14 protein-coding genes are annotated in these 14,469 nt (G+C 73.9%); 12 read left to right on the forward strand and 2 right to left on the reverse strand.

Features of this window, described 5'->3' with window-relative positions:
- Nucleotides 1–25 precede the first annotated feature (25 nt).
- From ACZ7LK_RS23745 to metK, 7 genes are all read left to right on the forward strand, one after another.
- Nucleotides 26–1,129 (forward strand): quinone-dependent dihydroorotate dehydrogenase, encoded by a 1,104-nt coding sequence (locus tag ACZ7LK_RS23745; protein WP_471143136.1) that lies wholly within the window; start codon nucleotides 26–28, stop codon nucleotides 1,127–1,129.
- A complete protein-coding gene (gene pyrF / locus ACZ7LK_RS23750) occupies nucleotides 1,126–1,977 on the forward strand; it encodes an orotidine-5'-phosphate decarboxylase (RefSeq protein WP_471143139.1) in 852 nt (283 codons plus the stop codon). The genes ACZ7LK_RS23745 and pyrF overlap by 4 nt, the downstream gene beginning before the upstream one ends.
- Before the next feature lie 332 nt (nucleotides 1,978–2,309).
- Entirely contained in the window at nucleotides 2,310–2,633 is a 324-nt protein-coding gene (locus ACZ7LK_RS23755; RefSeq protein ID WP_064068014.1) for an integration host factor, read from the forward strand.
- A 38-nt stretch (nucleotides 2,634–2,671) separates the two neighbouring features.
- Nucleotides 2,672–3,265 carry a guanylate kinase gene (gene gmk / locus ACZ7LK_RS23760; RefSeq protein ID WP_392275974.1) on the forward strand — a complete coding sequence of 198 codons (594 nt, stop codon included), beginning with the start codon at nucleotides 2,672–2,674 and terminating at the stop codon, nucleotides 3,263–3,265.
- A 40-nt stretch (nucleotides 3,266–3,305) separates the two neighbouring features.
- Nucleotides 3,306–3,578: a DNA-directed RNA polymerase subunit omega gene (gene rpoZ, locus ACZ7LK_RS23765; RefSeq protein ID WP_005319902.1), complete on the forward strand. Its 273-nt coding sequence runs from the start codon at nucleotides 3,306–3,308 to the stop codon at nucleotides 3,576–3,578.
- A gap of 105 nt (nucleotides 3,579–3,683) precedes the next feature.
- On the forward strand, nucleotides 3,684–4,922 hold the full coding sequence (gene coaBC / locus ACZ7LK_RS23770) for a bifunctional phosphopantothenoylcysteine decarboxylase/phosphopantothenate--cysteine ligase CoaBC (protein ID WP_471143142.1): 1,239 nt from the start codon (nucleotides 3,684–3,686) through the stop codon (nucleotides 4,920–4,922).
- A gap of 242 nt (nucleotides 4,923–5,164) precedes the next feature.
- Complete coding sequence (metK, locus tag ACZ7LK_RS23775) at nucleotides 5,165–6,373, forward strand: methionine adenosyltransferase (protein WP_392275976.1); 1,209 nt, start codon at nucleotides 5,165–5,167, stop codon at nucleotides 6,371–6,373.
- A 183-nt stretch (nucleotides 6,374–6,556) separates the two neighbouring features.
- Here the strand turns inward: metK and ACZ7LK_RS23780 are convergent, their stop codons facing one another.
- On the reverse strand, nucleotides 6,557–6,763 hold the full coding sequence (locus ACZ7LK_RS23780) for a hypothetical protein (protein ID WP_471143144.1): 207 nt from the start codon (nucleotides 6,761–6,763) through the stop codon (nucleotides 6,557–6,559).
- Nucleotides 6,764–6,828: 65 nt separating this feature from the next.
- Between ACZ7LK_RS23780 and ACZ7LK_RS23785 the strand changes: the two genes are divergently transcribed.
- Nucleotides 6,829–8,979: a primosomal protein N' gene (locus tag ACZ7LK_RS23785; RefSeq protein ID WP_471143145.1), complete on the forward strand. Its 2,151-nt coding sequence runs from the start codon at nucleotides 6,829–6,831 to the stop codon at nucleotides 8,977–8,979.
- 304 nt (nucleotides 8,980–9,283) lie between these two features.
- Here ACZ7LK_RS23785 and ACZ7LK_RS23790 read toward each other — a convergent pair whose 3' ends face one another.
- Nucleotides 9,284–9,805 carry a hypothetical protein gene (locus ACZ7LK_RS23790; RefSeq protein WP_392275979.1) on the reverse strand — a complete coding sequence of 174 codons (522 nt, stop codon included), beginning with the start codon at nucleotides 9,803–9,805 and terminating at the stop codon, nucleotides 9,284–9,286.
- A gap of 228 nt (nucleotides 9,806–10,033) precedes the next feature.
- Between ACZ7LK_RS23790 and fmt the strand changes: the two genes are divergently transcribed.
- The 4 genes from fmt (at nucleotide 10,034) to ACZ7LK_RS23810 (ending at nucleotide 14,352) form a co-directional block, all read left to right on the forward strand.
- Entirely contained in the window at nucleotides 10,034–10,978 is a 945-nt protein-coding gene (gene fmt / locus ACZ7LK_RS23795) for a methionyl-tRNA formyltransferase (RefSeq protein WP_392276060.1), read from the forward strand.
- A 35-nt stretch (nucleotides 10,979–11,013) separates the two neighbouring features.
- Nucleotides 11,014–12,435 carry an RsmB/NOP family class I SAM-dependent RNA methyltransferase gene (locus tag ACZ7LK_RS23800; RefSeq protein ID WP_471143148.1) on the forward strand — a complete coding sequence of 474 codons (1,422 nt, stop codon included), beginning with the start codon at nucleotides 11,014–11,016 and terminating at the stop codon, nucleotides 12,433–12,435.
- Nucleotides 12,436–12,536: 101 nt separating this feature from the next.
- A complete protein-coding gene (gene rpe, locus ACZ7LK_RS23805; protein ID WP_392275981.1) occupies nucleotides 12,537–13,220 on the forward strand; it encodes a ribulose-phosphate 3-epimerase in 684 nt (227 codons plus the stop codon).
- 85 nt (nucleotides 13,221–13,305) lie between these two features.
- Complete coding sequence (locus ACZ7LK_RS23810) at nucleotides 13,306–14,352, forward strand: sugar-binding transcriptional regulator (protein WP_469462346.1); 1,047 nt, start codon at nucleotides 13,306–13,308, stop codon at nucleotides 14,350–14,352.
- Nucleotides 14,353–14,469: the final 117 nt, after the last annotated feature.

Raw genomic sequence — 14,469 nt, forward strand, 5'->3', positions numbered from 1 at the left:
CCTCCTCATGAGGACACCACCACACATGTACAAGCTCTTCTTCCGGCTGTTCTTCACCCGCATGGACCCCGAGCAGGCCCACCACCTGGCCTTCCGCTGGATCCGGCTGGCCGCCCGCGTCCCGGTGCTGCGCACCTTCCTCGCCGCCGCCCTGGCACCCCGCCACAAGGAGCTGCGCACCGAGGCGCTCGGGCTGCGCATGCACGGCCCCTTCGGGCTCGCCGCCGGCTTCGACAAGAACGCCGTCGCCATCGACGGCATGGCCATGCTCGGCTTCGACCACGTCGAGATCGGCACGGTCACGGGTGAGCCGCAGCCCGGCAACCCCAAGAAGCGCCTCTTCCGCCTCGTCACGGACCGCGCCCTGATCAACCGCATGGGCTTCAACAACGACGGCTCGGCCGCCGTCGCCGCCCGCCTCCACGCGCGCGTGCCGGTGTTCCGGACGGTCGTGGGCGTCAACATCGGCAAGACCAAGGTCGTCCCGGAGGCCGAGGCCGCCGCCGACTACGTGAAGTCCACCGAGCGGCTCGCCCGCCACGCCGACTACCTGGTCGTCAACGTCTCCTCGCCGAACACCCCGGGGCTGCGCAACCTCCAGGCCACGGAGTCCCTCCGGCCCCTGCTGACGGCCGTCCGCGAGGCCGCCGACCGCACGGTCACCGACCGCCGCGTCCCGCTGCTCGTCAAGATCGCGCCCGACCTGGCCGACGAGGACGTCGACGCGGTCGCCGACCTGGCCGTCGAGCTCGGCCTGGACGGCATCATCGCCACCAACACCACCATCGCGCGCGAGGGCCTGAAGTCCCCGGCGTACCTCAGCAGCGAGACCGGCGGCCTGTCCGGGGCGCCGCTCAAGCAGCGCTCCCTGGAGGTGCTGCGCCGTCTCCACGCGCGCGTGGGCGACCGCCTCACGCTCGTCGGCGTCGGCGGCATCGAGAACGCCGAGGACGCCTGGCAGCGGATCCTGGCCGGGGCCACCCTGATCCAGGGGTACAGCGCCTTCGTCTACGAGGGCCCGTTCTACGCCCGCGCCATCCACAAGGGCCTCGCGGCCCGGCTGCACGCGTCCCCCTACGCCACTCTCGCCGAGGCCGTCGGCGCCGACACCCGGAAGGCCGCCGCATGAGCCCCCTCGCCCCCTTCGGTGCTCGTCTGCAGCTCGCCATGGACGCCCGTGGCCCGCTGTGCGTCGGGATCGACCCGCACGCCTCCCTGCTGGCCGACTGGGGCCTGGCGGACGACGTGGCGGGCCTGGAGCGCTTCACGCGCACGGTGGTGGACGCGCTGGCCGACCGGGTGGCCGTCTTCAAGCCGCAGAGCGCCTTCTTCGAGCGGTTCGGCTCGCGCGGCATCGCCGTCCTGGAGCGGGCCGTCGCCGATCTGCGGGAGGCGGGCGCCCTGGTGGTGATGGACGCCAAGCGCGGCGACATCGGCTCCACCATGGCCGCCTACGCCGAGACCTACCTGCGGGAGGGCGCGCCGCTCTTCTCGGACGCGCTGACGGTCTCCCCGTACCTCGGGTACGGCTCCCTGAAGCCGGCGGTCGACCTGGCCCGCGAGAGCGGCGCCGGACTGTTCGTGCTCGCCCTCACCTCCAACCCGGAGGGCGCCGAGGTCCAGCGCGCCGTCCGCGCCGAGGACCCGGCCGGCCGCACCATCGGCGCCACCATGCTGGCCCACCTCGCCGCGGACAACGCGGGCGCGGAGCCGCTCGGCTCCTTCGGCGCGGTGGTCGGCGCCACGCTCGGCGACCTCTCCTCGTACGACCTGGACATCAACGGCCCGCTCCTCGCGCCCGGCATCGGCGCCCAGGGCGCGACCCCGGCCGACCTACCGGCCGTCTTCGGGGCGGCCGTGCGCAACGTGGTCCCGAGCGTCAGCCGGGGCGTGCTGCGGCACGGTCCCGACGCGGCGGCGCTGCGCGGGGCGGCGGAGCGGTACGCGGACGAGGTGCGGGCGGCGACCGGCGGCTGACCCGCCCGTTCCGCTCCTGGTCGGAGCCCACGGTCACCTCGGGGTGACCGTGGGTTCCGGCGTTTCCGGTGTGATGCGTCTCACGTTCGACCGGCTCGTGCTTCCCCATGTCGGAATCTGCGCGCAAAACCGGGTCGTTATGTCGCACATGTCTGGGTAGGTCGATGCTGACCAGGACTTTTCCTTCGTTCTCGCTGACTCTGGCGGCCATGGCCGCTAGTCTCCGTCGCAGAGCCAACGTGCACTGCGTTGCTCGTTGCTCCCCTGGTGTGGGCCGACTAGGTTCCTCACCGGTCCGTATCCGACAGTTCGACATCCGAGGTGACGTAGGCGTGGCTCTTCCGCCCCTTACCCCTGAACAGCGCGCAGCCGCGCTCGAAAAGGCCGCCGCGGCTCGCCGGGAGCGGGCCGAGGTCAAGAATCGACTCAAGCACTCCGGCGCCTCGCTCCAGGAGGTCATCAAGCAGGGCCAGGAGAACGAGGTCATCGGCAAGATGAAGGTCTCCGCCCTCCTGGAGTCCCTGCCGGGCGTGGGCAAGGTCCGCGCCAAGCAGATCATGGAGCGGCTCGGCATCTCCGAGAGCCGTCGTGTCCGGGGCCTCGGCTCCAACCAGATCGCCTCTCTGGAGCGCGAGTTCGGTAGCACCGGGGCCTGACGTCCGGGGCACTGGCTTAAACCTGGAATAATCGCCCCATGGCCGCAACATCCCGGGGGACCGCCCCCGAGCCCCCGGACGTACGTCCGCGACTGACCGTGCTCTCCGGCCCCTCCGGGGTCGGCAAGAGCACGGTCGTCGCTCATATGCGCAAGGTCCACCCCGAGGTCTGGCTGTCGGTGTCCGCGACGACCCGCAAGCCGCGCCCCGGTGAGCGGGACGGCGTGCAGTACCACTTCGTCGCCGACGACGAGTTCGACAAGCTGGTCGCCAACGGCGAACTGCTGGAGTGGGCCGAGTTCGCCGGCAACCGCTACGGCACCCCGCGCCGCGCGGTGCTGGAGCGGATCGAGGCGGGTGAGCCCGTGCTGCTGGAGATCGACCTCCAGGGCGCGCGGCTGGTCCGCGAGTCGATGCCCGAGGCCCAGCTCGTCTTCCTGGCCCCGCCGAGCTGGGACGAGCTGGTCCGCCGGCTGACCGGCCGCGGCACCGAGCCGCCGGAGGTCATCGAGCGACGCCTGGAGGCGGCCAAGGTCGAGCTCGCGGCGGAGTCGGAGTTCGACACCACCCTGGTCAACACCTCCGTCGAGGACGTAGCCCGTGAGCTGCTAGCCTTGATGCAAGTTGTTTGATCTTTGTCCCATTTTCCAGAAGTTTTTCGGAAGGTAGAGCGTGTCCTCTTCCATCACCGCGCCCGAGGGCATCATCAACCCGCCGATCGACGAGCTGCTCGAGGCCACTGACTCGAAGTACAGCCTCGTGATCTACGCGGCCAAGCGTGCGCGTCAGATCAACGCGTACTACTCGCAGCTCGGTGAGGGCCTGCTGGAGTACGTCGGTCCGCTGGTGGACACCCACGTCCACGAGAAGCCGCTCTCGATCGCCCTGCGTGAGATCAACGCGGGTCTGCTGACCTCCGAGGCCATCGAGGGCCCGGCCCAGTAGGCGCCCCACTGCACGTCATGACAGGCCCGGTGGACACTCCGCCGGGCCTGTGGTGTGTCATGGAGTCGTAGGACTCGTACGCGTTACGGAGCCGGGAGGCGTTGAGTGGACAAGCCGAAGGTCGTCCTCGGGGTCAGCGGGGGCATCGCCGCCTACAAGGCGTGCGAGCTGCTGCGCCGGCTCACCGAGTCCGGTCATGACGTACGGGTCGTCCCGACCGCGGCCGCCCTGCACTTCGTCGGCGCCGCGACCTGGTCCGCGCTCTCCGGCAACCCGGTCTCCACCGAGGTCTGGTCGGACGTGCACGAGGTCCCGCACGTACGCATCGGGCAGCACGCCGACCTCGTGGTCGTCGCCCCCGCCACCGCCGACATGCTGGCCAAGGCCGCCCACGGCCTGGCGGACGACCTCCTCACAAATACGCTGCTCACCGCCCGGTGCCCGGTGGTCTTCGCGCCGGCGATGCACACCGAGATGTGGGAGCACCCCGCCACCCAGGAGAACGTCGCCACCCTGCGCCGCCGCGGCGCCGTGGTCGTCGAGCCCGCCGTGGGCCGCCTCACCGGCGCCGACACCGGCAAGGGCCGGCTGCCCGACCCGGACGCGATCTTCGAGGTCTGCCGCCGGGTGCTGGCCCGCGGCACCACCGCCGTGCCCGACCTCGCCGGCCGGCACGTGGTGATCAGCGCGGGCGGTACGCGGGAACCCCTGGACCCCGTGCGCTACCTGGGCAACCGCTCCTCCGGCAAGCAGGGGTACGCCCTCGCCAGGACCGCCGCCGCCCGGGGCGCCCGGGTGACGCTGATCGAGGCCAACACCGGGATGCCCGACCCGGCGGGCGTCGACGTCGTCCACGTCGGCACCGCCGTCCAGCTCCGCGAGGCGGTGCTCAAGGCGGCCGCCGACGCGGACACCGTGGTGATGGCCGCGGCCGTCGCGGACTTCCGCCCCGCCACGTACGCCGAAGGCAAGATCAAGAAGAAGGACGGCCAGGAGCCGGCCCCCATCGCCCTGGTGCGCAACCCCGACATCCTGGCAGAGATCTCGGCGGAGCGTCCCCGTCCGGAGCAGGTGATCGTCGGGTTCGCCGCCGAGACGGATGATGTTTTGGCCAATGGTCGGGACAAGCTGCGCCGCAAGGGGTGCGACTTCCTCGTGGTGAACGAGGTGGGGGAGCGCAAGACCTTCGGCTCCGAGGAGAACGAAGCCGTGGTCCTGGCGGCGGACGGCGGGGAGACCCCCGTTCCCCACGGCCCGAAAGAAGCCCTGGCGGAAACCGTCTGGGACCTCGTCGCACCCCGGCTCGGCGGGGTGGGGAGAACCGACTCGGACAAAACAGGATGAATCTCTGATTTCGCCCCTTTGGGTGGATGAAACCCCACGAAAACCGGCGTTCCGGCCCGGAGTGGAAGCCGATCTTCCTACCGCCGAAACGGTGGATGTGGCCGATCCGGCTCCCACCTTGCGAGACACCTGGTCCGACGGCCGAGAGCGCCCGATAAACTGTCCTCGGAACGACGCGGGGCGCAGCCCCCTGCCGGTCCGCAAATGATCAGCCAGCAGCCGCTGCAAACCCAGGGAGCGTTGTGTCCCGTCGTCTCTTCACCTCGGAGTCCGTGACCGAGGGTCACCCCGACAAGATCGCTGACCAGATCAGCGACACGATTCTCGATGCGCTGCTCCGGGAGGACCCCACCTCCCGCGTCGCCGTGGAGACGTTGATCACCACCGGCCTGGTGCACGTGGCCGGCGAGGTGACGACCAAGGCGTACGCCGACATCCCCACGCTGGTGCGCAACAAGATCCTGGAGATCGGTTACGACTCCTCCAAGAAGGGCTTCGACGGCGCGTCCTGCGGCGTCTCCGTCTCGATCGGCGCCCAGTCGCCGGACATCGCGCAGGGCGTCGACACCGCCTACGAGAAGCGCGTCGAGGGCGACGAGGACGAGCTCGACAAGCAGGGCGCGGGCGACCAGGGCCTGATGTTCGGGTACGCCTCGGACGAGACGCCCGAGCTGATGCCGCTGCCGATCCACCTCGCGCACCGGCTCTCCAAGCGCCTGACCGAGGTCCGCAAGAACGGCACCATCCCCTACCTGCGGCCCGACGGGAAGACCCAGGTCACCATCGAGTACGACGGCGACAAGGCCATCCGCCTCGACACGGTCGTCGTCTCCTCCCAGCACGCCTCGGACATCGACCTGGAGTCGCTGCTCGCGCCCGACATCCGCGAGTTCGTCGTCGAGCACGTCCTCAAGCAGCTCCTGGACGACGGCATCAAGCTGGAGACCGAGGGCTACCGCCTGCTGGTCAACCCGACCGGCCGCTTCGAGATCGGCGGCCCGATGGGCGACGCCGGCCTCACCGGCCGCAAGATCATCATCGACACGTACGGCGGCATGGCCCGCCACGGCGGCGGCGCCTTCTCCGGCAAGGACCCGTCCAAGGTCGACCGCTCGGCCGCCTACGCCATGCGCTGGGTCGCCAAGAACGTCGTCGCGGCCGGGCTCGCCTCGCGCTGCGAGGTCCAGGTCGCCTACGCCATCGGCAAGGCCGAGCCGGTCGGCCTCTTCGTCGAGACCTTCGGCACCGCCAAGGTCGAGGTGGAGAAGATCGAGAACGCGATCGGCGAGGTCTTCGACCTCCGCCCGGCCGCCATCATCCGCGACCTCGACCTGCTGCGGCCGATCTACGGCCAGACGGCGGCGTACGGCCACTTCGGCCGCGAGCTCCCCGACTTCACCTGGGAGCGCACCGACCGCGTGGACGCGCTGCGCAAGGCCGCCGGACTGTAGCCCGCAGGCCGACCGCCCGACCGGAAGTCCGGCATCCCCGACAGGGGTGCCGGACTTCGGCGTTCCGGCGGCGGCACGGGCGGACGGGGAACGGCTCAGCGGCCGGACCCGGGACGGCCGAGGACCGCCAGGTCCCCGGCGAGGCCGGCGAGCGCCGGCCCCGGGTTCAGGGCGGCCACCACCTCATCGGGTGAGGGGACGCGACGCGAGGACGCCCGAGCCGTTGCTCATCGAGGCCAGCTCCTCGGTCCGCGACCAGTGCGCGTCGAAGGAGTAGTGCCGGTACGCCGAGTCGCGGCAGAGGATCGCCTCCAGCAGGGCCAGGGCACGGCAGTGGTCGCGGAGGACCCGTGGGGGAGGCAGCAGCCTCGCGGTGTCATGGACGGTCACGGGACCATGGAAGCGCACCCCGCCGACAACGGGCGCTGTCAGTCCGCTCTGGTAGGAATGTGGCTGTGAGCAGCGACGACGGGAAGAGGGAAGGCGGGGGCCGGGGGGCCGAGCCGCCCGAGCAGCTCGCGCTCATACGGGAGACCGTGCGCAAGGCGAAGGTGCCCCGCGCCAAACCGCGCACCTGGCGCGGGGCCGCCCTGGCCAAGGAGCTGCCCGTCGCGCGGGTCGTGGTCAACAAAGGCGTGCTCCACCTCGACCAGTTCTTCGACTACGCCGTGCCCGAGGAACTCGACGCCGTCGCCCGGCCGGGCGTGCGGGTGCGGGTGCGGTTCGGGGCGGGCGCCCACCAGGTGCGCGACGGGCGGCGCGAGGGCGGACGGCTGCTGGACGGCTTCCTGGTCGAACGGCGGGCCGAGTCCGACTACTCGGGACCGCTGGCGGCGCTGGCCGACGTGGTGTCGCCCGAACCGGTCCTCGACGACGAACTGCTCGGCCTGGCCCGGGCGGTCGCCGACCGGTACGCCGGCAGCCTCGCCGACGTGCTCCAGCTCGCCGTCCCGCCGCGCAACGCCAGGGCCGAGGGCAAGCCGTCGCCCCCGCCGCTGCCGCCGCCCCCGCCGCCGGACCCCGGCACCTGGAGCAGGTACGAACGGGGGGAGGCGTTCCTGGCCGCGCTCGCGGACGGTCGCGCGCCACGGGCCGTGTGGAACGCGCTGCCCGGACCGCACTGGGCGGAGGAGCTCGCCCGCGCGGTGGCCGCCACCCTCGCGTCGGGGCGCGGCGCGCTCGTCGTGGTGCCCGACGGGCGGGCGGCCGGCCGGGTCGACGAGGCCCTGACCACCGTGCTCGGCCAGGGGCGGCACGCCCTGCTGACCGCCGAGGCGGGGCCCGAGAAGCGGTACGCGCAGTGGCTCGCGGTGCGGCGCGGAGCCGTCCGCGCGGTCGTCGGCACCCGGGCGTCGATGTTCGCCCCGGTGCGAGACCTGGGGCTGGTGGCCATCTGGGACGACGGGGACTCCAGCCACAGCGAGCAGCACGCCCCGCTGCCCCACGCCCGCGAGGTGCTGCTGCTGCGCGCCGCGCACGACGGGTGCGCCTTCCTGCTGGGCGGCACGAGCTGCACGGTCGAGGCGGCCCAGCTCGTCGAGACCGGCTGGGCCCGCCCCCTGATGGCGCCCCGGGACCAGGTGCGGGCCGCCGCGCCGCTCGTCCGGACCGTGGGGGACGGGGAGCTGGCGCGCGACGAGGCCGCGCGGGCGGCCCGGCTGCCGTCGCTGGCCTGGCAGGTCGCCCGGGAGGGCCTGAAGACCGGGCCGGTGCTGGTGCAGGTGCCCAGGCGGGGATACGTACCCCGGCTGGCGTGCGAGCGGTGCCGGACGCCCGCGCGGTGCCGGCACTGCGCGGGCCCCCTGGAGGCGCCCGGTCAGCGGGAGCTGCGGTGCGGCTGGTGCGGGCGGGGCGCGCCCGACTGGCACTGCGTGGAGTGCGGGTCCGCTCGGCTGCGGGCCCAGGTGGTGGGCGCCCGGCGCACGGCCGAGGAACTGGGGCGGGCGTTCCCCGCCGTACCGGTACGGACCTCGGGGCGGGACCATGTGCTGGACACCGTGCCGGGGCGTCCCGCCCTGGTGGTCAGCACCCCGGGCGCCGAGCCGGTCGCCGAGGGCGGGTACGCGGCGGCCCTGCTCCTGGACGGCTGGGCCATGCTGGGCCGGGCCGACCTGCGGGCCGGCGAGGAGGCCCTGCGGCGCTGGACGGACGCCGCCTCGCTGGTACGCGGCCAGGAGGAGGGCGGCACCGTCGTCATCGTGGCCGAGCCCACCCTGCGGCCGGTGCAGGCCCTGGTGCGGTGGGACCCGGTCGGGCACGCCCAGCGGGAGCTGGCCGAGCGGGCCGAGCTCGGCTTCCCCCCGGTCTCCCGGATGGCCGCCGTGACGGGCCGGGCGGAGGCGGTCGCGGCGTTCCTGGCCGCCGCCGAGCTGCCCGCCGAGGCCGAGGTCCTCGGCCCCGTGCCCCTCGCGCCCCCGCCGCCGGGCGCCCCCCGCCGCCCGGGCGACCCGCCGCCGGGCGAGGTCTGGGAGCGGGCCCTGCTCCGGGTGCCGCCGGGCCGGGGCTCGGCCCTGGCGGCCGCCCTCAAGACCACCCAGGCGGCCCGCCTCGCCCGCGGCGGCACGGACCCGGTCCGCATCCGCGTGGACCCTCCCGACATCGGCTGACCGAGGGGCCTGCCGGACCTCCCGGGCCTGCCTGACCGGGCGGGCGCGGGGTGGTGGCGCCGTGGGTCCGCGGGCGCGCGCCGGGCTCTGTCCGACCCGACCGGCGGGACCGGGACCGGCGCGGCGGCGCCCATGGGCGGGATCCGCCCCCAGGGCGGCGGTTCGGCGCCCTTCCGGGAAGGCCCCGTGGCGGTGCCCGGCGGGCGGCGCCTCACGCCGGGCGGCACCCGACACGCACGGGGCGAGAGCCGGCATGGGCGGCCGCCCGGTCCCCTGGGGGCAGGGGGCCGGGCGGCCGGTGGGGTCAGCCGTTGCGCGGGCCGGGGAAGGCGCTCGGGCGGACCTCCTCGCGGAGGGTCTGGGAGCCGGAGGTGGGCTGCGGCGGCATCGACCGCGCGGCCGGGACCGAGGGCATCGTGCGCGTACCGCCCGGCTCGACGGTGTGCTCCGCCTCCGCCGGGCCCGGCTGCTGGGCCGTGGCGCGCCGGGAACCGTACCGGCGGTGGACCGCCTGCTTGGTCACCCCGAGCGCCGAGCCCACCGCGTCCCACGAGAAGCCCAGCGAGCGGTCGAAGTCCACCGCCGCGGTCACCAGGGTCTCGACGCTGTCCCGCAGCTCCTGGGCGAGCCGGACGGTGGGGGCCGGGGCCCTGCCGTAGACGACGAAGCCCGTGGACGGGCCGGAGCGCCGCGGGCGGTAGACATTGCCGAGCTGGGCGGTGAGCGTGCGCAGCGCGTCCACCTGCCGGCGGACCCGCTCGATGTCCCGCACCAGCAGGTGCAGGCTCGCCCGGGCTTGGGCGTCGTGGGTTGCGTGGTCGGCCATGTACAAGCCTCTCGAACCGGCGTTGGAAAGGGGTGGGCCACTCCGTGGCGGCGGCCCGTGACGGTCAATCTGCCTTGACCAACGCGCCACCCGGGGTCCGGGTCACGCTGCGGGGGCGTATCCGCATATGCCCAGGGCGCGCAAGGCGGCGTACGCCCCCGCCCCGACGGCACCTAAACTGGTGCGTTGCCCACCACCGCCACCGGACAGACAGGCAGTCAGCCACTGATGAAGCTCGTCTTCGCAGGCACCCCCGAGGTCGCCGTACCCGCCCTGGACGCCCTGATCGCCTCGGACCGGCACGAGGTGGCCGCCGTCGTCACCCGCCCCGACGCCCCCGCGGGGCGCGGCCGCCGGCTGGTCGCCAGCCCGGTGGCCCAGCGCGCCGAGGAGGCCGGGATCGAGGTGCTCAAGCCGGTGAGGCCCCGCGACGAGGAGTTCCTCGCCCGGCTGCGCGAGATCGCGCCGGACTGCTGCCCCGTCGTCGCCTACGGCGCCCTGCTGCCCAAGGTGGCCCTGGACGTCCCCGCGCACGGCTGGGTGAACCTGCACTTCTCGCTGCTGCCCGCCTGGCGCGGCGCCGCGCCCGTGCAGCACGCGATCATGGCCGGGGACGAGGTGACCGGAGCCTCGACCTTCCAGATCGAGGAGGGGCTGGACTCCGGCCCCGTGTACGGCGTGATCACCGAGGGGATCCGGCCCACCGACACCAGCGGCGACCTGCTCACCCGGCTCGCCTTCGCCGGCGCCGGGCTGCTCGCCGCGACGATGGACGGCATCGAGGACGGCTCCCTGAAGGCCGTGCCGCAGCCGGCCGACGGCATCTCGCTCGCCCCGAAGATCACCGTCGAGGACGCGCACCTCGACTGGACCGCCCCGGCGCTGCGCGTCGACCGTGTCGTCCGCGGCTGCACGCCCGCCCCCGGCGCCTGGACCGTCTTCCGCGGCGAGCGGCTGAAGATCGTCCAGGCCGCCCTCGTCCCGGACCGCACCGACCTGGCCCCCGGCGAGCTGTCGGCCGGCAAGAACAACGTGTACGTCGGTACCGGATCGCACGCCGTCGAGCTGCTGTGGGTGCGGCCCCAGGGCAAGAAGCCGATGCGCGCCGCCGACTGGGCCCGGGGCGTCCGGATCGCCCCGGGGGAGAAGGCCGGCCCGGCCGACGTAGGCTGAAAGGGTAGATGCCTCACCGAAAAGCGGAGCACCTTTTGAGCGAGCAGTCCCGTCGCCGTCCCCCCAAGCCGTACCGCCGCCCCAAGAAGGACCCGGTGCGGATCCTGGCCTTCGAGGCGCTGCGCGCCGTCGACGAGCGCGACGCGTACGCCAACCTCGTCCTGCCGCCGCTGCTGAAGAAGGCGCGCGAGAAGGAGGGCTTCGACGGCCGCGACGCGGCGCTCGCCACCGAGCTGGTGTACGGCACGCTGCGCCGCCAGGGCACCTACGACGCGGTCATCGCGGCCTGCATCGACCGGCCGCTGCGCGAGGTGGACCCGCCGGTGCTGGACGTGCTCGCGCTGGGCGCGCACCAGCTCCTCGGCACCCGCATCCCCACGCACGCGGCGGTGTCGGCGAGCGTGGAGCTGGCGCGGGTGGTGCTCGGCGACGGGCGGGCCAAGTTCGTCAACGCCGTGCTCCGCAAGATCGCGCAGCAGGACCTGGACGCCTGGCTGGAGCAGGTGGCCCCGCCGTACGACGAGGACGCCGAGGACCACCTGGCGGTCGTCCACTCGCACCCCCGCTGGGTCGTCTCCGCGCTGTGGGACGCGCTGGGCGGCGGGCGCGCCGGGATCGAGGACCTGCTGGAGGCCGACAACGAGCGGCCCGAGGTCACCCTGGTGGCCCGCCCGGGCCGGTCCACCCCCGACGAGCTGCTGGACCTGCTGGGGGAGGAGGCCGGCCTGCGGGGCCGCTGGTCCCCCTATGCCGTGCGGCTCGCCGAGGGCGGGGAGCCCGGCGCGATCGGCCCCGTGCGCGAGGGCCGGGCGGGCGTCCAGGACGAGGGCAGCCAGCTCGTCGCGATCGCCCTCGCCAACGCCCCGGTCGACGGCCCCGACGCCCGCTGGCTCGACGGCTGCGCGGGCCCCGGCGGAAAGGCGGCCCTGCTGGGCGCCCTGGCCGCCGAGCGGGGCGCCGCCCTGCTCGCCTCCGAGAAGCAGCCCCACCGCGCCCGGCTGGTCGACCGGGCGCTGTCCGGCAACCCCGGCCCGTACACGGTCATCGCCGCCGACGGCACCCGGCCGCCGTGGCGCCCCGGCTCCTTCGACCGGGTCCTCGTGGACGTGCCGTGCTCGGGCCTGGGCGCCCTGCGGCGCCGCCCCGAGGCCCGCTGGCGCCGCCGTCCGGAGGACCTGGAGGGCTTCGGCCCGCTGCAACGGGGTCTGCTCACCGAGGCGTTGCGGGCCGTCCGGGTCGGCGGCGTCGTCGGGTACGCGACCTGCTCGCCGCACCTGGCCGAGACGCGGGTGGTCGTCGACGACGTCCTCAAGCGGCACGGCGGCGCCGAGCTGATCGACGCAAGGCCCCTGATGCCGGGGGTCCCGGCGCTCGGCGACGGGCCCGACGTACAGCTCTGGCCGCATCTGCACGGAACGGACGCGATGTACCTGGCGCTGCTGCGGCGTACCGCGTGAGCACTTCGATTCGCCGGGAATGCGGCAAGTGTGCCGCGTCCCGCGAGGGCCGCGGCGGCATCGGGTAAAAGAAACCCCATGGGACATGGCAGGCTTGGCTCATGGCCCAGATCAACCCCAGCATCCTGTCCGCCGATTTCGCCCGGCTCGCCGAGGAGGCGAAGGCCGTCGACGGCGCCGACTGGCTCCACGTCGACGTCATGGACAACCACTTCGTGCCCAACCTGACCCTGGGCGTGCCCGTCGTGGAGTCGCTCCGGCGGGCGACGGACACCCCGCTGGACTGCCATCTGATGATCGAGGACCCGGACCGCTGGGCCCCGCAGTACGTGGAGGCGGGGGCCGGGTCGGTCACCTTCCACGTGGAGGCGGCCGCGGCCCCCGTGCGGCTGGCCCGCGAGATCCGGGCCAAGGGCGCGCGGGCGTCGATGGCGCTGAAGCCCGCCACCCCCATCGAGCCGTACGAGGACCTGCTCCCCGAGCTCGACATGCTGCTGATCATGACCGTGGAGCCGGGCTTCGGCGGCCAGGCGTTCCTCGACATCATGCTGCCGAAGATCCGCCGCACCAGGGAGCTGATCTCCAAGCACGGCCTGGAGCTGTGGCTCCAGGTCGACGGCGGGGTCTCGGCCGCCACGATCGAGCGCTGCGCGGAGGCCGGTGCGGACGTCTTCGTCGCCGGTTCCGCCGTGTACGGAGCGGAGGACCCGGCCGCCGCGGTGCGGGCCCTGCGCGAACAGGCCACCGCGGCGACCACCACGGCCGCGTGGGCGTGCGGCCACTGAGCCACGGGTGGACCACGGGCAGATGAACGCAGCCCATCAGGACCGATCGAGGACCGCCGCATCTGCGAGGATGGCGATCCGAAGTGTGAACAGCAGTGAGGAGATCGCGGTGTCTGCTATGTCGGCGGGACGGCCAGCCCTGCGGATGGGACCCGCGGAGCTGGTGCAGGCGGCGGCCATGGCCCGTCGCTTCTATCTCGAGGGCAAGTCCAAGATCCAGATCGCGGAGGAGTTCGGCGTCAGCCGCTTCAAGGTCGCCCGGGTCCTGGAGACCGCCCTCGAGCGTGACCTCGTACGCATCGAGATCCGCGTACCCGCCGAGCTCGACGCGGAGCGCTCCGACGCGCTGCGCGCCCGGTACGGGCTGCGTCACGCGGTGGTCGTCGAGTCCCCGCCGGAGGGCGAGGACGCCTCGCCGGACCCCGAGAACCTGGGCGAGGTCGCGGCCGACCTGCTCGGTGAGCTCGTGGCGGAGGGCGACGTCCTGGGCCTCGCCTGGGGCCGCTCCACCATCCACATGGCGGCCGCCCTCGACCGGCTGCCGCCCTGCACGGTCGTCCAGCTCACGGGCGTGTACGACGCCGGCACCGCCGAGCGCGGCTCGGTGGAGGCGGTACGGCGGGCCGCCCAGGTCTCCGGCGGCGAGGCGCACCCGATCTACGCGCCCATGCTGCTGCCCGACCCGGCGACCGCGGCGGCGCTGCGCAACCAGACCGGCATCGCGCGCGCCTTCGAGTACTTCGACAAGGTCACCGTCGCGGCCGTGTCCATCGGCTCCTGGGAGCCGGGCATCTCCACGGTGCACGACATGCTCACGGACGAGGAGCGGGCGCACTACGCCTCGCTGGGCGTCGCGGCCGAGATGTCGGCCCACCTGTTCGACGCGTCCGGACGCCGGGTCGGCCGGGACCTGGGGGAGCGGTGCATCACGGTCGAGGCCGACCGGCTGCGGCGCATCCCGGAGGTCGTGGCCATCGCGGGCGGCCGCCGCAAGGCCGCGGCGATCGGCGCGGTACTGCGGTCCGGGCTGGTCACCAGCCTGGTCACGGACACCATGGCGGCGGATTACCTGCTCACCGAGTTCACCCCGGGCCCCCGCCCGGCCCTCGACCGCGCGGACCCCGACGAGTAGCCCCGGGCTCCGGCCACCCCGGGGCTCCGCTGCCGTCACCGCCCCCGGGCACCGTCCGGGGGCCGGCGCGCGCCCGGACGGTGCCCGCTTGGAGGAAACCACCAGGGCCCTCCCGCG

The sequence above is a fragment of the Streptomyces sp. NPDC039423 genome (assembly GCF_055598725.1).

Coding starts and splice junctions, on each gene's coding strand:
- ACZ7LK_RS23745 (WP_471143136.1), top strand. CDS start 26: ATGTACAAGCTCTTCTTCCGGCTGTTCTTCACCCGCATGGACCCCGAG.
- pyrF (WP_471143139.1), top strand. CDS start 1,126: ATGAGCCCCCTCGCCCCCTTCGGTGCTCGTCTGCAGCTCGCCATGGAC.
- gmk (WP_392275974.1), top strand. CDS start 2,672: ATGGCCGCAACATCCCGGGGGACCGCCCCCGAGCCCCCGGACGTACGT.
- ACZ7LK_RS23790 (WP_392275979.1), bottom strand. CDS start 9,805: ATGGCCGACCACGCAACCCACGACGCCCAAGCCCGGGCGAGCCTGCAC.
- fmt (WP_392276060.1), top strand. CDS start 10,034: ATGAAGCTCGTCTTCGCAGGCACCCCCGAGGTCGCCGTACCCGCCCTG.
- rpe (WP_392275981.1), top strand. CDS start 12,537: ATGGCCCAGATCAACCCCAGCATCCTGTCCGCCGATTTCGCCCGGCTC.